The organism is Pseudomonas sp. QS1027 (genome assembly GCF_002814235.1).
Lineage (GTDB): Bacteria > Pseudomonadota > Gammaproteobacteria > Pseudomonadales > Pseudomonadaceae > Aquipseudomonas.
This window is the reverse complement of sequence record NZ_PHSU01000042.1, coordinates 27128-44157: the sequence shown is the minus strand read 5'-3', so window position 1 is coordinate 44157 and position 17030 is coordinate 27128. Positions and strand designations below refer to the sequence as shown.

The 17030-nt window shown below is 63.9% G+C and carries 19 protein-coding genes; 9 read left to right on the top strand and 10 right to left on the bottom strand.

Features of this window, described 5'->3' with window-relative positions:
• Positions 1-153: 153 nt before the first annotated feature.
• From CWE01_RS31465 to CWE01_RS31455, 3 genes are all read right to left on the bottom strand, one after another.
• A complete protein-coding gene (locus CWE01_RS31465) occupies positions 154-750 on the bottom strand; it encodes a superoxide dismutase (protein ID WP_100944452.1) in 597 nt (198 codons plus the stop codon).
• Between the two features lie 179 nt (positions 751-929).
• Positions 930-1532, bottom strand: coding sequence for a LysE/ArgO family amino acid transporter (locus tag CWE01_RS31460; protein WP_100944451.1), 603 nt, complete (start codon positions 1530-1532; stop codon positions 930-932).
• 5 nt (positions 1533-1537) lie between these two features.
• On the bottom strand, positions 1538-1939 hold the full coding sequence (locus CWE01_RS31455) for an ACT domain-containing protein (protein WP_100944560.1): 402 nt from the start codon (positions 1937-1939) through the stop codon (positions 1538-1540).
• A gap of 95 nt (positions 1940-2034) precedes the next feature.
• Here CWE01_RS31455 and CWE01_RS31450 point away from each other — a divergent pair, with 95 nt between their 5' ends.
• The 4 genes from CWE01_RS31450 (at position 2035) to CWE01_RS31435 (ending at position 5353) form a co-directional block, all read left to right on the top strand.
• A complete protein-coding gene (locus tag CWE01_RS31450) occupies positions 2035-2928 on the top strand; it encodes a LysR family transcriptional regulator ArgP (protein WP_100944450.1) in 894 nt (297 codons plus the stop codon).
• Between the two features lie 52 nt (positions 2929-2980).
• Complete coding sequence (locus CWE01_RS31445; RefSeq protein ID WP_100944449.1) at positions 2981-3979, top strand: NAD(P)-dependent oxidoreductase; 999 nt, start codon at positions 2981-2983, stop codon at positions 3977-3979.
• Between the two features lie 114 nt (positions 3980-4093).
• Complete coding sequence (locus CWE01_RS31440) at positions 4094-4942, top strand: ATPase (protein WP_100944448.1); 849 nt, start codon at positions 4094-4096, stop codon at positions 4940-4942.
• Positions 4943-5092: 150 nt separating this feature from the next.
• The gene (locus tag CWE01_RS31435; protein WP_100944559.1) at positions 5093-5353 is read left to right on the top strand and encodes a hypothetical protein; all 261 of its coding nucleotides are present in this window, start codon (positions 5093-5095) and stop codon (positions 5351-5353) included.
• Between the two features lie 23 nt (positions 5354-5376).
• Here CWE01_RS31435 and CWE01_RS31430 read toward each other — a convergent pair whose 3' ends face one another.
• The gene (locus CWE01_RS31430) at positions 5377-6495 is read right to left on the bottom strand and encodes an enoyl-CoA hydratase/isomerase family protein (protein ID WP_100944447.1); all 1119 of its coding nucleotides are present in this window, start codon (positions 6493-6495) and stop codon (positions 5377-5379) included.
• A gap of 130 nt (positions 6496-6625) precedes the next feature.
• Here CWE01_RS31430 and ung point away from each other — a divergent pair, with 130 nt between their 5' ends.
• Positions 6626-7318, top strand: a complete 693-nt coding sequence (gene ung / locus CWE01_RS31425; RefSeq protein WP_100944446.1) for a uracil-DNA glycosylase — start codon at positions 6626-6628, stop codon at positions 7316-7318.
• A gap of 44 nt (positions 7319-7362) precedes the next feature.
• On the opposite strand, the gene CWE01_RS31420 is transcribed toward ung, so the two are convergent.
• Genes CWE01_RS31420 through CWE01_RS31410 form a run of 3 tightly spaced genes read right to left on the bottom strand, consistent with a single transcriptional unit; the run spans position 7363 to position 10372 of the window.
• Positions 7363-8877: a tripartite tricarboxylate transporter permease gene (locus CWE01_RS31420; RefSeq protein WP_100944445.1), complete on the bottom strand. Its 1515-nt coding sequence runs from the start codon at positions 8875-8877 to the stop codon at positions 7363-7365.
• A gap of 1 nt (position 8878) precedes the next feature.
• Positions 8879-9337 (bottom strand): tripartite tricarboxylate transporter TctB family protein, encoded by a 459-nt coding sequence (locus CWE01_RS31415; protein ID WP_100944444.1) that lies wholly within the window; start codon positions 9335-9337, stop codon positions 8879-8881.
• Between the two features lie 57 nt (positions 9338-9394).
• Positions 9395-10372 (bottom strand): tripartite tricarboxylate transporter substrate binding protein, encoded by a 978-nt coding sequence (locus CWE01_RS31410; protein ID WP_100944443.1) that lies wholly within the window; start codon positions 10370-10372, stop codon positions 9395-9397.
• A 246-nt stretch (positions 10373-10618) separates the two neighbouring features.
• On the opposite strand from CWE01_RS31410, the gene CWE01_RS31405 reads away from it, so the two are divergent.
• Both CWE01_RS31405 and CWE01_RS31400 read left to right on the top strand, forming a co-directional pair.
• Positions 10619-11290: a response regulator gene (locus CWE01_RS31405; RefSeq protein WP_100944442.1), complete on the top strand. Its 672-nt coding sequence runs from the start codon at positions 10619-10621 to the stop codon at positions 11288-11290.
• Positions 11283-12668 carry a sensor histidine kinase gene (locus tag CWE01_RS31400; protein WP_100944441.1) on the top strand — a complete coding sequence of 462 codons (1386 nt, stop codon included), beginning with the start codon at positions 11283-11285 and terminating at the stop codon, positions 12666-12668. The genes CWE01_RS31405 and CWE01_RS31400 overlap by 8 nt, the downstream gene beginning before the upstream one ends.
• Positions 12669-12671: 3 nt before the next feature.
• On the opposite strand, the gene CWE01_RS31395 is transcribed toward CWE01_RS31400, so the two are convergent.
• Both CWE01_RS31395 and CWE01_RS31390 read right to left on the bottom strand, forming a co-directional pair.
• Positions 12672-13493, bottom strand: a complete 822-nt coding sequence (locus CWE01_RS31395; RefSeq protein WP_100944440.1) for an HDOD domain-containing protein — start codon at positions 13491-13493, stop codon at positions 12672-12674.
• A 23-nt stretch (positions 13494-13516) separates the two neighbouring features.
• Positions 13517-14458: a folate-binding protein YgfZ gene (locus tag CWE01_RS31390; RefSeq protein WP_100944439.1), complete on the bottom strand. Its 942-nt coding sequence runs from the start codon at positions 14456-14458 to the stop codon at positions 13517-13519.
• 150 nt (positions 14459-14608) lie between these two features.
• On the opposite strand from CWE01_RS31390, the gene CWE01_RS31385 reads away from it, so the two are divergent.
• Together CWE01_RS31385 and CWE01_RS31380 are read left to right on the top strand one after the other, a co-directional pair.
• On the top strand, positions 14609-14863 hold the full coding sequence (locus CWE01_RS31385; RefSeq protein ID WP_100944438.1) for a succinate dehydrogenase assembly factor 2: 255 nt from the start codon (positions 14609-14611) through the stop codon (positions 14861-14863).
• A complete protein-coding gene (locus CWE01_RS31380) occupies positions 14847-15299 on the top strand; it encodes a protein YgfX (protein ID WP_100944437.1) in 453 nt (150 codons plus the stop codon). Before CWE01_RS31385 ends, CWE01_RS31380 begins: the two co-directional genes overlap by 17 nt.
• Here CWE01_RS31380 and nadB read toward each other — a convergent pair.
• Positions 15268-16884, bottom strand: a complete 1617-nt coding sequence (gene nadB / locus CWE01_RS31375; protein ID WP_100944436.1) for an L-aspartate oxidase — start codon at positions 16882-16884, stop codon at positions 15268-15270. The two genes, CWE01_RS31380 and nadB, sit on opposite strands and share 32 nt — an antisense overlap.
• Between the last annotated feature and the right edge of the window lie 146 nt (positions 16885-17030).

Here is a 17030-nt window from a genome sequence, read left to right as displayed (position 1 = left end):
CTTCAGGCCATGGAGACTGTGTCGGTCGCTCAAGCCGTCTACTTGAGGGCGTAGCGCGTGATTTTCCCGGATTATTCAGGTTAGTTCCTGGCGGCGCGACAGGCATAAAAAAACCCGGCGAGGCCGGGCTTTTTTTGCGAAGCGGGTTCAGTCTCAAGCGGTGAAGGCTTTGCCTTCGAACTGCTCGGCGACGAATTTCCAGTTCACCAGGTTCCAGAACGCCTCGACATACTTCGGACGGACGTTGCGGTAGTCGATGTAGTAGGCGTGTTCCCAGACGTCGCAGGTCAGCAGCGGGGTGTCGCCGCTGGTCAGCGGGTTGCCGGCGCCGATGGTGCTGGCCAGGGCCAGGGAACCGTCAGCCTTTTTCACCAGCCAGCCCCAACCGGAACCGAAGGTGCCGACGGAAGTCTTGGTGAACTCTTCCTTGAACTTGTCGAAGGAACCGAACGCGGCGTTGATGGCTTCAGCCAGCTTGCCGGTAGGTTGACCGCCGGCGTTTGGCGCCAGGCAGTTCCAGTAGAAAGTGTGGTTCCAGACTTGAGCGGCGTTGTTGAAGATGCCGCCGGAGGAAGACTTGACGATTTCTTCCAGGGTCTTGCCTTCGAACTCGGTGCCTGGCACCAGGTTGTTCAGGTTCACGACATAGGTGTTGTGGTGCTTGTCGTGGTGGAACTCCAGGGTTTCCTTGGAGATGTGCGGCTGCAGGGCATCATGTGCATAAGGCAGCGGAGGCAATTCGAAAGCCATGGTGATTCTCCTAATCAGGTCAGTTGCGGTGAGCGCAAGGCCGATCACGGCGGCCATACAGGCGTGCGCCGAGGAGTTTGTACTCTTTGCGGCGCAAGACTCGGATCATAGCACCGGGGTGACGGCTTAACCACGCAACAACTGTGTGGGATAGAGGTTCCAGAGCCTTTTGGAATAAGTCAGCGCGCGCCGATCAACTGGGCGGCGACGCTGAACATCATCACCGCCACCAGCAGGTCGAGCAGGCGCCAGGTGGCCGGGCGCGCCAGCCACGGGGCCAGCCACGCCGCGCCCAGGGCCAGGCTGAAGAACCACAGCAGCGAGGCACTGGCGGCGCCCATCACGTAGGCGCCGGGCTCGGTCTGCTGGGCACCGAGGGAGCCGATCAGCAACACGGTGTCGAGGTAGACGTGGGGGTTGAGCAGGGTCACCGCCAGGGCACTGAGCAGCACGGCGCGCAGTGAACGCACGGTCTGGCCATCGCCTTGTTGCAGGCTCTGACGGGAAAAAGCCCGGCGCAGCGCCAGGCTGCCGTACCAGAGCAGGAAGGCCGCGCCACCCCAGCGGGCGAACGCCAGCAGCGTCGGGTTGTGCGCCAGGACGGTGGCCAGGCCGAAGACCCCCGCGGCCACCAGGATTGCATCGCAGAGCACGCACAAGGCCGCCACCGGCAAGTGATGTTCGCGGCGCAGGCTCTGGGCCAGGACAAAGGCGTTCTGTGTGCCGATCGCCATGATCAGGCCGGCGGCCACCAGCATGCCGTTCAGATAGCTCTGCCACATGACGACTACTCCCCGTGTTCGGCCAGTTGCCGCAAGACCTGCAGGGCGTGCTCGGCGTCGTCGCGACCGACGAACAGGTGGTCGTGGTAATAACCGGCGATCACGTTGCAACTGATGCCGGCCTTGCCCAGGGCGCCGGCAAACGCGGCGGTGAGGCCGACTGCTTCCAGGGCCGAGTGCACGTTGAGGGTGATCCAGGCCGCCAGGTAGTCGAACGACAGGCCGAGGGCCTGGGCGTCTTCGCGGCGCAGGATGACGGTCAGGCCTTCGCGTTCGCGAAAGCTGCCGATGGGTTCGCGGTCGTCGAGCAGGCTGGCGTCGGCCAGGGTGCAGAAAACGTAGTCGCCCTCGTTGAGTTCGGGGCTCATGCTGCGCAGCAGTATGCTCAGGGAAGTTTCGCCGGCCATGTCGGTGTCCTCGGATAAACAGTGGATGCGGGCATTCTGCGGGGCGATGTTGTATAAGAAAAACCAATAGTGCTGATCGCCCATTAGGAAAACTGATGTTCGACTATAAGTTGCTCTCCGCCCTGGCGGCCGTGGTCGAACAGGCCGGGTTCGAACGGGCGGCCCAGGTCCTGGGGTTGTCGCAGTCGGCGATTTCCCAACGGATCAAGTTGCTCGAAGCCCGGGTCGGCCAGCCGGTGCTGGTACGGGCCACGCCACCGAGCCCGACCGAGATCGGCCGGCGCCTGCTCAACCATGTGCAGCAGGTGCGCCTGCTTGAGCGTGACTTGCAGAGCCAGGTGCCGGCGCTGGATGAGGAGGGCTTGCCGGAACGCCTGCGTATTGCCCTGAATGCCGACAGCCTGGCGACCTGGTGGGGCGAGGCGGTGGGGGATTTCTGTGCCCGTCAGCACCTGCTGCTGGACCTGGTGGTGGAGGACCAGACCGTGGGCCTCAAGCGCATGCGCGCCGGTGAGGTCGCCGCCTGTGTCTGCGCCAGCGAGCGCCCGGTGGCCGGCGCCCGCAGCGTATTGCTGGGGGCGATGCGTTATCGCGCGCTGGCCAGTCCGGCGTTTATCGCCCGGCACTTTCCCCGGGGCATCGATGCGCAGACGCTGGCCCGCACGCCGGCGCTGGTGTTCGGCCCGGACGACTTCCTGCAACACCGTTACCTGGCGGCGCTGGGCGTGGAAGGCGGTTTCGAACATCATCTGTGTCCGTCATCGGAAGGCTTCATCCGCCTGACCGAGGCCGGCCTGGGCTGGGGGCTGGTGCCGGAATTGCAGGTGCGCGGGCAGTTGGCCCGGGGCACCCTGGTGGAATTGATCGCGGATAAAACCATCGATGTGCCGTTGTACTGGCATCATTGGCGCAATGGCGGGCAATTGCTCGGGCAGTTGACCGAGCACCTGGCGCGTTCGGCGGCGCAGTGGCTGGTGCCTCTGGCGTGATCGGCGGCGTCCAGGTAGCAGGCAGGACGAATGAAGGTATGTGGAGCAATCGATGAAAATTCTGGTTACCGGCGCAAGCGGCTTTATTGGCGGGCGCTTTGCGCGTTGCGCCCTGGAGCAGGGCCATGAGGTGCGGGTCAATGGCCGCCGGGCCGAGAGCGTCGAGCATCTGGTGCGGCGTGGCGCCGAGTTCATCCAGGGCGACCTGACGGACCCGCAACTGGTCCGCGAGCTGTGCCAGGATGTCGAGGCCGTGGTGCATTGTGCCGGCGCGGTGGGCCTGTGGGGCCGTTATCAGGACTTCCACCAGGGCAATGTGCTGGTCACCGAGAACGTCGTCGAGGCCTGTCTCAAGCAGCAGGTCCGGCGCTTGGTGCATCTGTCGTCGCCCTCGATCTATTTCGACGGTCGCTCGCACCTGGGCTTGACCGAGGAGCAGGTGCCCAAGCGTTTCAAGCACCCTTACGCGGCGACCAAGTACCTGGCCGAACAGAAGGTCTTCGGTGCCCAGGAGTTCGGCCTCGAAGTCCTGGCGCTACGCCCGCGTTTCGTGACTGGCGCTGGCGACATGAGCATCTTCCCGCGCCTGCTGAAGATGCAGCGCAAGGGGCGGCTGTCGATTGTCGGCAATGGCCTGAACAAGGTCGATTTCACCAGCGTGCACAACCTCAATGAAGCTTTGCTGAGCAGCCTGCAGGTCGGCGGGTCGGCCCTGGGCAAGGCCTACAACATCAGCAATGGCACCCCGATTCCGTTGTGGGATGTGGTGAACTACGTGATGCGCCAGATGCAGGTGCCGCAGGTGACCCGCTATCGCTCCTTCGGCCTGGCCTACAGCGTCGCGGCCTTGAATGAAAGTGCCTGCGCCCTCTGGCCGGGGCGCCCGGAACCGACCTTGTCGCGCCTGGGCATGCAAGTGATGAACAAGGATTTCACCCTGGACATCAGCCGCGCCAGGCATTATCTCGGTTACGACCCCAAGGTCAGCCTGTGGGCGGCCCTCGACGAGTTTTGCGCCTGGTGGAAAGCCCAGGAACCGGCGGCCGTTTAAATATTCGGTTACCACAACTGAACCCGGTTCCGGGTTCAGGGTCGATCAGAGCGGTGGGTTGGGGGGTTATACTCGCCGTATTTCGCTATCACTGCGGTTCAGAAAGGTTCCTTCATGCGTAACGATGCCAACGACGATTTCGATGATGTGCCCAGCCTGCGTGCCGATGCGGACGACCATGAGGAACACGTGGGCACCGCGCCCGTGCGTGAGCGCACACGGTCCCAGGTGGCCGCGACGCCACGGGTCAAGGTCAAGGTGCCGAGCACCGGGCCGCTGTGGGCGCTGGTCGGGGCCTTGTTCATTGCCTTCGCAGGGCTTGCCTGGTGGAGTTTCCAGCAGATCAGCCTGATGGAGCAGCAACTGGTGGCGACCCAGGAAAGCTTCGCGCGTATCAGCGAGGAAGCGGCGGGGCGCTTGCAGGCGATTTCCGGCAAGGTGGTTGCCAGCGAGTCGAGCGTCAGCAGCGACAGCGAAGCGCTGAAGTTGCAGATCCGCCAGCTTGAAGGCAAGTTGCTCGAGCAGGGCCGCCAGCAACAGGGCGTTGCCGGGCAGGCCACTGGTCTTGAGCAGCGGCTGCAACAGATGAGCGCGCTGACGGCGGACCAGCAGACCGCCAACACCCAGTTGCAGGCCCAGGTCAAAAGCCTGACGGCGGAACTGGCCAACCTCAAAGCCGGCCAGGGCGATGCCGGCAAGCTCGACGCGCAAGTGAAGAGCAACGCCGCCGAGATTGCCGCCTTGAAAAAACAGGGCAATAGCAGCGCGGCGGTCGAGCGTATCGAACAGGAGCTGATCGTGCTCAAGAGCGAGCAGGACAACCGTCAGGCCGCGGGTGGGGCGGCGGGTGGCAGCACGGCGGAGTTCGATGCCTTCCGTGGGCAGGTCACGCGTAATATCACCACCCTGCAGAACCAGATCCAGAACCTGCAGGAGCAGATCAGCGCGAAGCCCGGAGCATAGCGCCTGGCGCTTGCCCCGGTTGGGTGGGAATTTTTGGCTTCAGGGCACTCACCGAGGGTTTTGCGGTCTGAATGGGTATAGGTGGGCATCAGCCCGCCTGCGCTGGCCAGCCTCGCTGCCCAGCGTCATTTCGCGGTCCAGGAGGCCGCCATGTACCCACGAATCCTTATCGCTGCAAGCCTGTTCCTGGCTCTGACCGCGTGTGCGCCCTACTACGATGGCGGTCCCGCCTACTACCGTTCCGATGTCTACGCTGTACCGGCCTATTACTATGGTTACGGTTATTACGGCTATGGCGGCGGCCCCTACTACCGGGGCTACTACGCACCCGGTCCGGGCTACCACTATTATCCAGGCCATCGCTGGGCCCGCTGGCACGGTAACGGTCGCCCTGGTCACGGCCCCCACTAGCCAGTGGCCAGGCGATACACGGCTCAGTAGTCCGACAGGTCCGCCAGTGGGTGGCGTCCCTCCCACGCCTTGTGGAAATGCGCCTCGACCACCGCTTCCGGCACGGCGGCGATATCCGGCCAATGCCAGCGCGGCTCGCCGTCCTTGTCGATCAGCCGCGCCCGCACGCCTTCGCTGAACTCCGGGTGACGGCAGCAGTTGAGGCTCAGGGTGTATTCCATCTGGAACACCTGCGCCAGCGACAGGTGCCGGGCCCGGGCGATCTGTTCCCAGACCAGGTGCGCGGTCAGCGGGCAACCTTCCTTGAGCTGCCTGGCCGCCCGGGCCAGACGTTTGTCGGCGTCTTCGGCCAACTGCGCAATGGCCTTCCAGGCGCAGTGCACATCGCTGACATCCAGCAGTTCATCGATACGCTCGCGCAGCGGCAGCCATTGCGATTGCGGCTGCGCTTGCTGCTCGCGGGCCTGACGCTCCAGTGCCTTGAGCAGGCTGTTGAGCTGCATCGCCGTCTGTTCCTGCCAATTGAGCCGCAACAGTCCTTCGATCAGCTCTTCCTGCTGGTCGTCGCCCAGGAGCCGGTCTGCCAGGCCCAGGTCGATGGCGTCGCGAGCGTTCATCTGCGCACCGGTCAGGCCGAGGAACAACCCCAGCTTGCCCGGCAGTCGCGACAGGAACCAACTGGCGCCGACATCCGGGTACAAACCGATGCCGATCTCCGGCATCGCCAGGCGGCTGCTCGGGGTGACGATACGAATGGACGCGCCTTGCAGCAGGCCCATGCCGCCGCCGAGGACGTAGCCATGGGCCCAGCACAGCACCGGCTTGGGGTAGGTGTGCAGGCGATAGTCGAGGCGGTATTCCGCGGCAAAGAACACGCTGGCCAGCGGTGGCACGGCGCCGGGGTGCGCCTGGCAGGCCTGGGCCAGGCTGCGTACCTCGCCGCCGGAGCAGAACGCCCGGGTGCCGTTGCCGCGCAACAGCACACAGACAATGTTCGGATCCCGCGCCCAGGTCTCCAGGCGTTCGTCCAGGTCCTGGATCATCGGCAGTGAAAGCGCGTTGAGGGTGTGTTCGGCATCCAGCGTGGCGATGCCCAGGCGGGCACCGTTGATACCGGTGAGTTCTTCGAAATGCAGGTTCATCGTGACCTCGCTACTCGTTGAGTACACAGTATGATCCTTGTGTGGGAAAGTGCCGGTTCTGTCGCGGATCAATTGACAAGCGTGATGGGCTTTCCTAGTGTCCGCCCCATTGTTATTTCCGGACACGATCATGACCGACGACGACCGCATCAAACTCGAGCCCAGCTGGAAGCAGGCGCTCCGTGAAGAGTTCGACAAGCCCTACATGGGCGAGTTGCGAGAATTTCTGCGCCAGGAGCGTGCGGCCGGCAAGGAAATCTATCCGCCGGGCCCGCTGATCTTCAATGCCATGAACACCACGCCGCTGGATCAGGTGAAGGTGGTGATCATCGGCCAGGACCCCTACCACGGCCCGGGCCAGGCCCATGGTTTATGTTTTTCGGTGCAACCGGGGGTTCCGGCGCCACCGTCGCTGGTCAATATCTACAAAGAATTGCAGCGCGACCTGAATATCGACATCCCCAGGCACGGCTACCTGCAAAGCTGGGCCGAGCAGGGCGTGTTGCTGCTCAACACCACCATGACCGTGGAACGCGGCATTGCCGCCTCCCACGCCAATCGTGGCTGGCAGTTCTTTACCGATCGGATTATCGAGGTGGTCAGCGAGCGCCAGGACAAACTGGTGTTCCTGCTGTGGGGCGCCCATGCCCAGGGCAAGCAGAAGCTGATCGATGCGACCAAGCACCTGGTGCTGAAGTCTGTGCATCCGTCGCCGTTGTCGGCTTATCGCGGTTTTATCGGTTGCGGGCATTTCAGCCGGACCAACAAGTTCCTCGAACAGAATGGCCTGGCGCCGATTCAGTGGGCATTGCCGCCGCTCTGACGGCCTTGTGGGAACCGGCAAGCCGGTTCCCAACCTTTCCTTTATCAGGCATCCGCCAGCGCACGACGCTGGAGTGAACGCTTGCGCCAGATCCGCAGCAGCGGCATCAGCAGCATGATCGCCGTCAGTACCCAGACCCCCGCCGTGATCGGACTCGACCAGAGAATCTCCAGCGCACCGTTGGAAATCGACAGCGCCCGGCGCAGGTTCGACTCCATCAGCCCGCCGAGGATAAAGCCGAGCAATACCGGCGACAGCGGGAAATCCAGTTTGCGCAGGATATAGCCGAAGATGCCGATACCGACCATCAGGAACAGGTCGAAGGTGGTGGCGTGGACGGCGTAGACCCCGATCGCGGTGATGATGGCGATCACCGGCACCAGCGCCCAGTTCGGCACGGCAAGGATGCGGGTGAAGATACGGATCATCGGGATATTGAGGATCACCAGCATGATATTGGCGATAAACAACGACGCGATCAGGCCCCAGACGATGTCCGGTTGCTGCTGGAACAACAGCGGGCCGGGAGTGATGTTGTACAGCGACAGGGCGCCGATCATCACCGCCGTGGTCCCTGAACCGGGGACACCGAGGGTCAGCATCGGCACCAGGGCACCGCAGGCCGAGGCACCAATGGCGGTTTCCGGTGCGGCGAGGCCACGCTTGTCACCTTGGCCGAACGTGCCGCTGGCACCCGCCAGGCGTTTTTCGGTCATATAGGCCACGGCACTGGCCAGTGTGGCGCCAGCACCCGGCAGCACGCCCATGATAAAACCCAACAGGCCGCAGCGGATGTTCACCACGAACACCGAGGCCGCTTCCTTGAAGTTGAACATCATCCGCCCGGTGGCCTTCGCCGCTTCCTGGCCGCGATGGGTCTTTTCCAGCAGCAGGAGGATTTCGCTGATGGAGAACAGGCCCAGCACCAGCACCACGAACTGGATGCCGTCGGTGAGGTGGATATTGTCGCCGGTAAAACGATAGACACCGCTGTTGGCATCGATCCCGACACTCGACAGGAACAGGCCGATCAGCGCCGCGATAAAAGTCTTCAGCGGTCGGTCGCCGGCCATGCCACCGAGACAGACAATGGCGAAGACCATCAGCACGAAGTATTCCGCCGGACCGAAGGCAATCGCCCATTTCGCCAGCAGCGGGGCGAACAGCACCATGCCACAGGTAGCGATAAAGGCGCCGATGAACGAACTCCAGGCCGACAGCGACAGGGCCACGCCGGCCAGGCCCTGGCGGGCCATGGGGTAGCCGTCGAGGGTGGTCATCACGGTGGAGGCTTCGCCAGGGATGTTGAGCAGGATCGAACTGATCCGCCCACCGTACTCGCAACCCAGGTACACCGCCGCCAGCAGGATCAGCGCCGACTCCGGCGGCAGGCCGAGGGCGAAGGCAATCGGGATCAGCAGCGCCACGCCGTTGATCGGGCCCAGGCCAGGGAGCAGGCCGACGACGGTGCCGATCAGGGTGCCGCACAGGGCGGTCACCAGGTTGTAGGGGCTCAGGGCGACGCCGAAGCCCTGGCCCAGATAGCCGAAAGTATCCATGTCAGTTCTCCAGTACGTCGAGCAGTCCGAGGGGCAGCGGCACGTCCATGGCTTTATCGAACAGCAGATAAAGTCCGACGCTCATCAGGCTGATGATCAGCGCACTGGGCAACCAGCGGCCGCCGTACAGGCGCGCCATGGGGATGCCCACCAGGACACTGCTGAGGATGAAACCCAGGGATTCGAAGGTGCCGGCGAACACCAGCAACAGCACCACGCAAATGCCGATCTTGTGCAGGGTGGCGCGGTCCAGCGGTGGCTCTTCTTCGCTGTGGACGATGGGAGTGGGACGAAACAGCAGGTACAGCAGGCCGAGGCCCATCAGGCCGAGCATCAGCAGCGGGTAGGCGCGCGGGCCGACCGGTTCGTAGGAAAAGGCTGCCTGATAGGGCCAGGCCATCAGTGCCAGGCCGGCGCAGGCCAGCAGTAACACGACGGCGAACAGTCGTTGTAAAAGCATGGGGCGAACTCCTGTGGCGCGCCCCTTTGCAGGGGCACGAACGCTAGGCGGAGGTGATCACTGGATCAGGCCGAATTCCTTGGCCAGCACCTTGTAGTCGGCGACCTGTTTCTTCACATAGGTGTCGAGCTCGGGGCCGGTCATGGCGAAGGGGAACAGCTCGCGCTGGTCGCGCAGCTTGGCAAACTCTTCCGAGGCCAGGAGTTTGTCGAAGGCGGCTTTCCACCAGGCGTAGTCTTCGTCGCTGACCTTTGGCCCCAGGTAGAAACCGCGGACCACCGGCCAGACAATGTCGTAGCCCTGTTCCTTGGCGGTAGGGATGTTCTTCATCTCCTCTTCGTCCAGGCGCTGTTCGGCGAATACCGCCAGCAGGCGCATGTCGCCGCTCTGGATGTGCGGCATGGAGTCGGAGATGTCGGTGCTGCCGACCTGGATGTGCCCGCCCATCAGCGCGGTGACGATTTCGCCGCCACCCTCGAGCGCCACGTAACGCAGGTCGCGCGGGTTGATCCCGGCGGCCTTGGCGATCAGCGCGGTCTGCATCCAGTCCTGGCTGCCGACGGTGCCGCCGGAGCCGATGACCACCTTGCTCGGGTCGGCCTTCAGCGCCTTGACCAGATCGTCGAGGGTTTTGTACGGCGAGTCGCTTTTCACCGCGATGGCCCCGTAGCTGGTGCCGACGGCCGCCAGCCAGCGCACCGCACCTTCATCGAAACGGCCGAACTTGCCTTGCGCCAGGTTCAGCAGCGAACCGCTGGACCAGGCCACCAGGGTGCCGGCATCGGCCGGGCGTTGGGCGACCACGGCGTTGTAGGCCACGGCACCCACGCCACCGGGCATGTAGGTGACGCGCATGGGTTTACTGAGGATCTTTTCGTTGACCAGGGCGCTTTGCGCCAGCTTGCAGGTCAGGTCGAAACCACCGCCGGGGGAGGCCGGGGCAATGCATTCGGGGCGCTTGGGTTCGGCGGCGCAGAGGTGTCCGGCAAACAGCAGGCAGCCGGCGGCGAGGGCGAAGGTGCGCAATGGCAACATCGTGGGTTACTCCATTATTGTTCTTGTTCGAACGAAAGCGCATCGAGGCGTTTTCGGGTTTCAGGGACCTGCGCCGACGGTGGTCGTCACTGTCCGTGAAGGGACTCTAATGGGTCAACCTTTCACCAGGCTTTCAATGCAAAAGGTCCCGTGGACCGGGGCAGCGATGGCTAGCGGCGGGTTGTTTATCCGGTAGACTCCCGGCCAAAAGGGCGTTTAGGTCAGCCCGGTCGAGGTAGGAAATCCATGCGCGTGCTTCTGGTCGAAGACCATCTCCAGTTGGCTGAAAGTGTTGCCCAGGCGCTCAAGAGCGCGGGGTTGACCGTGGATGTGCTGCACGATGGGGTGGCCGCCGACCTGGCCTTGAGCAGCGAGGAATACGCCGTGGCGATCCTCGACGTGGGTTTGCCGCGTATGGACGGTTTTGACGTTCTGGCCCGTCTGCGCGCCCGTGGCAAGAACCTGCCGGTACTGATGCTGACCGCCCGCAGCGATGTGAAGGACCGCGTCCATGGCCTGAACCTGGGGGCCGACGATTATCTGGCCAAGCCGTTCGAACTCACCGAGCTTGAAGCGCGGGTCAAGGCGTTGTTGCGTCGCAGCGTGCTCGGCGGCGAGCGTCAGCAGCGCTGCGGGCCGCTGGTCTACGACCTGGACACCCGGCGTTTCAGCCTCGGCGACGAACTGTTGACCCTGACCTCCCGTGAACAGGCGGTGCTCGAAGCGCTGATTGCCCGGCCCGGTCGGGTGATGAGCAAGGAACAGTTGGCTGCGCAGGTCTTCGGCCTGGACGAGGAAGCCAGCGCCGATGCTATCGAGATCTACGTGCACCGCCTGCGCAAGAAACTCGACGGCCAGGCGGTGGTCATCGTCACCTTCCGTGGCCTCGGCTATCTGCTGGAGCACCGCGATGCATAAGGCCGGCAGCCTGCGTTGGCGGCTGCTGTGGAACCTCGCGCTGTTGCTGGTGGCGCTGATGCTCGCCAGCGGCTGGAGCGCTTATTACAACGGTCGCGAAGCGGCGGACACAGCCTATGACCGTACCTTGCTGGCCTCGGCGCGAACCATTGCCGCCGGCCTCTCGCAACGCGACGGCAGCCTGAGCGCGAACGTGCCCTACGTGGCCCTGGACACCTTCGCCTATGACAGCGCGGGGCGGATCTACTATCAGGTCAACGACATCCACCAGCAGTTGATTTCCGGTTACGAAAACCTCCCCGCACCACCGCCCGGTACGCCGCGCACCGATGACTATCCGGCGCTGGCGCGCTTCTACGACGGCCAATACCGTGGGCAGAACGTGCGGGTGGTGAGCCTGCTCAAGGCGGTCAGCGAACCGAACATGAACGGCATGGCGGAAATCCGCGTGGCCGAAACCGATGAGGCGCGGGTGAATATGGCCCGTAGCCTGATGGCCGACACCCTGCTGCGCCTGGGCATGCTCGCGCTGGGTGCGCTGATGCTGGTGGGCTTTGCCGTGAGTGCGGCCTTGCGTCCGCTGGAGCGTCTGCGCGCGGCGGTGGAGGAGCGCCAGCCGGACGATCTGCGGCCCTTGCCGCTGGTGGAGGTGCAGCATGAACTCTGGCCGCTGGTGCGCTCGCTCAATCACTTCACCGAGCGCCTGCGCCGGCAGTTCGAGCGCCAGGGACAGTTTATCGCCGATGCCGCCCATGAACTGCGCACGCCGCTGGCGGCGCTCAAGGCGCGTCTTGAGCTGGGCTTGCGGGCGAACGAGCCGGCGATCTGGCGCGAGACCCTGGAGACCGCGGCCCAGGGCACCGATCGCCTGACCCACCTGGCCAACCAGTTGCTGTCGCTGGCACGGATCGAAAATGGCGCGCGGGCGATTGCCGAAGGCGGTGCGCAGTTGCTCGATCTCAGCCAGTTGGCGCGGGAGCTGGGCATGGCGATGGCACCGCTGGCCCATGCACGGGGCGTGGCCTTGGCGCTGGAAGCCGATGAACCGGTGTGGTTACGGGGCGAGCCGACCTTGCTCAACGAGTTGTTGAGCAACCTGGTGGACAACGCCCTGGCCCATACACCGTCCGGTGGCAATGTGATCCTGCGGGTCGGCTTGCCGGCGGTGCTGGAGGTTGAAGACGACGGACCGGGGATTCCGCAGGAGGAGCGGGGGCGGGTCTTCGAGCGTTTTTACCGGCGCCATCAGCAGGGCATTGGTGCCGGATTGGGATTGGCGATTGTCGGCGAAATCTGCCGGGCGCATCTGGCGCAGATCAGCCTGCATGATGCTCACCCACACGGTTTGAAGGTCCGTGTGAGTTTTATCGCCGGGTAAGTCCTAGCGGAACATCTCCCGCGCTTCGTTGAGCTGATCAGTGAGGGTGCTGCTCTCCGCGTCCAGCCCCAGCTTGATAAAGGCTTTCAAGTCGCCCAGGGCTATTTGCCCGAAAGGGTGCGCGGTGCCCTGATAGCAAAACACACTGGCGATCTGCACCAGGCCGATATAGTCGATGCCCTTGCTGTCACGTTCCAGGTTCAGGTATTGCCCGGGCAGCTTGGCGAGCATCTCCGGAAACTCCCAGACCTTCAGCAACTCGTCGCCGAGCAATGGGTGAATGCTGTCGATCACGTGATCCAGGCTCAGCGGATCGGCGAGCAACTCGTAGTGGTCCTCGGCATAGGTCAGGATCGGCAGGACGCCGATCTGGTGCACCAGCCCACCCAGCGCCGCCTGGTCCGGCTTGAGCAGGGTGAAGTTGCGGCACAGCACGTAGCAGACCCCGGCGATCTCCAGGCTTTTGCGCCAGACATCGCGCATCTTCTGTTCCACCACCTCGGAACGGGCATGGAAAATCTGCTCCATGACCAGGCCGATGGCCAGGTTGCTGCTGTAGTTGACGCCCAGCCGGGTGATGGCGGTGTGCAAGTCGGTGACTTCGTGGCTGGCCCGCAGCAACGGGCTGTTGACCACCTTGATCAGGCGCGCCGACAACGCGGTGTCGCCCCCGATCACTTTGCTCAAGGTGCTGACGCTGATCTCCGGATCTTCCGCCGCCTTGCGAATCTTCAGGGCCACTTCCGGGAGGGTCGGCAGAACCAGGTCATCGTTGTCGATGGCCTTGACCAAATCCCGTTGGACCTTTTCCGCCAGCTTGTTCATTTCAATTCTCTAGGGCGGTGCAGTTAACGCTGGATTTCGCTGTCGCGGTCCAGTTGGTAGGGCAGGTCCAGCAATGTCAGGGCCGGACCTTGCAAATCGCCCAGATGGACATGACCTGCTTCTGCAGCTTCGGCTTGCAGCACGGCCAGTAGTTCAATGCCATTTTCCGCCCGGGCGGCGATCACCACTTCACCGATGGCACTGCCATGGGAGGGAGCGAACAGCGCGCTACCCGGTTCCGGCAGTTGGTCGGCGACCAGTGCCAGACGATAAAGGCGACGCTTGAGCTTGCCCAGGTACTGCATGCGGGCGACGATTTCCTGCCCTGTATAGCAGCCTTTCTTGAAGCTTACGCCACCGACCGCCTGCAAATTGAGCATTTGTGGAATAAACAGTTCGCGGGTCTGTGGCATGACCTGGCCGATACCGGCGCGTACCTGGCCCAGCAGCCAGGTGTTCAGATCGGCCTCGCGCAACGCGCTCGCCAGATGCTCGCGTACCCGGGCGGCCTGATCCGCCGGAACCCAGAGTTCGCTGCGCCCCGGGGAAACCCGCAGGGCGATCAAGCCGTCCGCGCGGACCACGGCGTCGGTCTCGCCCGGCAGCTCAAGGCCCAGGCCACGCAAGGCGGCGTCGCCGTCGCCGAGGCCGAAGCGGACCCAGCCGGCGCTTTCGTCGGTGAGCTTGGATTTGGAGAACACCGCGTATTTTTTCAGGTCCGCCAGTTGCGGCTCCAGCAACTCGCTGGCCATCGCCAGCAGTACGCCGTCACCTTCGAGCAGGATGCGGAAGCTCGACTGCATGCGGCCTTTTTGTGTGCAGCGGGCGCCGAGGCTGGCCCGCACGTCACTCAGGTAGTTGAGGTTGCAGGTCAGTTGGCCCTGGAGAAACTTGGCGGCGTCGGTGCCGCGGACGGCAAGAACGCCTTCGTGGGTCAGCGTGCAGAAAAAAGCGGAATCGGCCATGGGTCATCGCAGCGGAAAAGGGATGGGAGACATCATAGAGGGGCGCCTGGCAAATGGGTAGTTCACAACACCGCCGGCGTCCCCGACCAAAGCCGACTGTCGGCACGCGCGCAGGGCTGTATACTTGCGCTCAAATTTGAGGAGCGCTCCATGGTCGAAGATGTAGAACTCAATCGCCTCTATTGGCACAGCCGTCGCGGCATGCTGGAGCTGGACGTGTTGCTGGTACCGTTCGTCAGGGAGGTGTACCCGCATCTGAGCCAGGCCGACCGTGACTGCTATCGCAACCTGCTCGAATGCGAAGACCAGGACATGTTCGGCTGGTTCATGGAGCGCTCCGAGTCGGAAGATCCGGAGTTGCAGCGGATGGTTCGCATGATCCTGGATCGTGTCCAGCCCAAGTAATCTGTTCGAATGCCGCTGGCAGGCCTCACGGCTGTTGCCGGCGGCATATCTCGGGGCCCTGGGCCTGGCGCTGGTTTCGCTTTATCTGCTGGATATTCCGCTCTGGGCCAGTCTGCCCGGGGCTTTGCTGTGCCTGCTGCACGGCGCCTGGGTGTGGCCGCGGCAGTTGCTGCTGAACCATCCGTCGGCTTTTACCGGCTTGCGCCGTGACGAGCAGGGCTGGCAGCTGTGGAATCAGGCCGCAGGCTGGCAGCCGGTGCAGTTGTGTCGCGACAGCCTGGCCTTGCCGTGGCTGGTGGTGCTGCGTTTTCGCCTGCCGGGCGAGCGCCGGGTCCGTGGGTTGTGTGTGCCCTGGGATGCGCAGGCGCCGGATGTGCACCGGCGCCTGCGCGTACGCTTGAAGTTCAGCCGACGTAGGTGGGCGGCACCAGGATAGTGTCCAGCGCCTCGGGCAGCAGGTCCGGGTAGTCGAGGGTGTAATGCAGGCCCCGGCTTTCCTTGCGTTCCATGGCCGAGCGAATCATCAGTTCGGCGACCTGGGCCAGGTTGCGCAACTCGATCAGGTCGCGGCTGACCTTGTAGTTGCTGTAGAACTCATCGATCTCGTCCAGCAGCAGGCGCACCCGATGTTGCGCCCGCTGCAGGCGCTTGTTGGTGCGCACGATGCCGACGTAGTCCCACATGAAGCGCCGCAGTTCGTCCCAGTTGTGCGCGATGATCACGTCCTCGTCGGAGTCGGTCACCTGGCTTGCATCCCAGCTCGGCAGGGCGGCGGGCACGGCGATCTGTGGCAATTGCTCGATAATGTCCGCCGCCGCCGAACGGGCGTAGACGAAACATTCGAGCAGCGAGTTGCTGGCCATGCGGTTGGCACCGTGCAGGCCGGTGAAGCTGGTCTCGCCGATGGCATACAGGCCGGGCACATCGGTGCGGCCCTGCTGGTCCACCAGCACGCCGCCACAGGTGTAGTGCGCGGCCGGGACCACCGGGATCGGGCCCTTGGTGATGTCGATGGAGAATTCCAGGCAGCGTTCGTACACCGTCGGGAAATGCGTCTTGATAAAGGCTTCGGGCTTGTGGCTGATGTCCAGATAGACGCAGTCGATACCCAGGCGCTTCATCTCATGGTCGATGGCCCGGGCCACGATGTCCCGTGGTGCCAGCTCGGCCCGTGGGTCGAAGCGCGGCATGAAGCGTTCGCCGTTGGGCAGTTTCAGGTGCGCACCTTCGCCACGCAGGGCCTCGGTGATGAGAAAACTCTTGGCCTGCGGATGATAGAGGCAGGTGGGGTGGAACTGGTTGAACTCCAGGTTCGCCACCCGGCAGCCCGAACGCCAGGCCATGGCGATGCCGTCACCGCAGGCACCGTCGGGGTTGCTGGTATAGAGGTAGACCTTGGCCGCGCCGCCCGAGGCGAGCACGGTGAAGCGCGCGCCATAGGTGTCGACTTCGCCGGTGCCGCGGTCGAGCACATAGGCCCCCAGGCAGCGGTCGCCGGCCAGGCCCAGGCGTTTTTCGGTGATCAGGTCGACGGCCACCCGTTGTTCCAGCAACTCGATATTGGGCCGCTGGCGGGCTTGTTCCAGGAGGGTCTTGAAGATCGCCGCGCCGGTGGCGTCGGCGGCATGGATGATCCGTCGATGGCTGTGGCCGCCCTCGCGGGTCAGGTGGAATTCGAAACCGCCGTCATCGGCGCTGGCCTCTTCGTCCCGGGTAAACGGCACGCCCTGGTCGATCAGCCACTGGATGGCCTCGCGGCTGTGCTCGACGGTGAAGCGCACGGCGTCTTCATGGCACAGGCCACCGCCGGCATTGAGGGTGTCCTCGACGTGGGACTGCACGGTGTCGGTGTCGTCGAGCACCGCGGCGACGCCGCCCTGGGCCCAGAACGTCGAACCGTTGGCCAGGTTGCCCTTGCTCAGGACGGCAATGCGCAGATGGCTGGGCAGGGTGAGTGCCAGGCTCAGGCCGGCGGCACCGCTGCCAATCACCAGCACATCGTGTTGAAAATGTCGGCTCATCAGAAACATCCGAAAAAAGCGCCCGGAGGGCAGTTGCCGGGCCCCGCCCGACAGCCCACTAGTATATGGCTGGGGGGAGCGGCACAATAGCCGGGCCTTTGGGGCATTGTGAAAGGGCTGTGGGCGCTGAGTGTGCGCCAGTCCAT

Bases quoted from the DNA above. Each gene is read 5' to 3' on its own strand.
- CWE01_RS31455 (WP_100944560.1), bottom strand. From the start codon at position 1,939: ATGGCCGGCGAAACTTCCCTGAGCATACTGCTGCGCAGCATGAGCCCC.
- nadB (WP_100944436.1), bottom strand. From the start codon at position 16,884: ATGAGCCGACATTTTCAACACGATGTGCTGGTGATTGGCAGCGGTGCC.
- CWE01_RS31400 (WP_100944441.1), top strand. From the start codon at position 11,283: ATGCATAAGGCCGGCAGCCTGCGTTGGCGGCTGCTGTGGAACCTCGCG.
- CWE01_RS31390 (WP_100944439.1), bottom strand. From the start codon at position 14,458: ATGGCCGATTCCGCTTTTTTCTGCACGCTGACCCACGAAGGCGTTCTT.
- CWE01_RS31395 (WP_100944440.1), bottom strand. From the start codon at position 13,493: ATGAACAAGCTGGCGGAAAAGGTCCAACGGGATTTGGTCAAGGCCATC.
- CWE01_RS31450 (WP_100944450.1), top strand. From the start codon at position 2,035: ATGTTCGACTATAAGTTGCTCTCCGCCCTGGCGGCCGTGGTCGAACAG.
- CWE01_RS31435 (WP_100944559.1), top strand. From the start codon at position 5,093: ATGTACCCACGAATCCTTATCGCTGCAAGCCTGTTCCTGGCTCTGACC.
- CWE01_RS31445 (WP_100944449.1), top strand. From the start codon at position 2,981: ATGAAAATTCTGGTTACCGGCGCAAGCGGCTTTATTGGCGGGCGCTTT.
- CWE01_RS31430 (WP_100944447.1), bottom strand. From the start codon at position 6,495: ATGAACCTGCATTTCGAAGAACTCACCGGTATCAACGGTGCCCGCCTG.
- CWE01_RS31415 (WP_100944444.1), bottom strand. From the start codon at position 9,337: ATGCTTTTACAACGACTGTTCGCCGTCGTGTTACTGCTGGCCTGCGCC.
- CWE01_RS31465 (WP_100944452.1), bottom strand. From the start codon at position 750: ATGGCTTTCGAATTGCCTCCGCTGCCTTATGCACATGATGCCCTGCAG.
- ung (WP_100944446.1), top strand. From the start codon at position 6,626: ATGACCGACGACGACCGCATCAAACTCGAGCCCAGCTGGAAGCAGGCG.
- CWE01_RS31385 (WP_100944438.1), top strand. From the start codon at position 14,609: ATGGTCGAAGATGTAGAACTCAATCGCCTCTATTGGCACAGCCGTCGC.
- CWE01_RS31460 (WP_100944451.1), bottom strand. From the start codon at position 1,532: ATGTGGCAGAGCTATCTGAACGGCATGCTGGTGGCCGCCGGCCTGATC.
- CWE01_RS31410 (WP_100944443.1), bottom strand. From the start codon at position 10,372: ATGTTGCCATTGCGCACCTTCGCCCTCGCCGCCGGCTGCCTGCTGTTT.
- CWE01_RS31440 (WP_100944448.1), top strand. From the start codon at position 4,094: ATGCGTAACGATGCCAACGACGATTTCGATGATGTGCCCAGCCTGCGT.
- CWE01_RS31420 (WP_100944445.1), bottom strand. From the start codon at position 8,877: ATGGATACTTTCGGCTATCTGGGCCAGGGCTTCGGCGTCGCCCTGAGC.
- CWE01_RS31405 (WP_100944442.1), top strand. From the start codon at position 10,619: ATGCGCGTGCTTCTGGTCGAAGACCATCTCCAGTTGGCTGAAAGTGTT.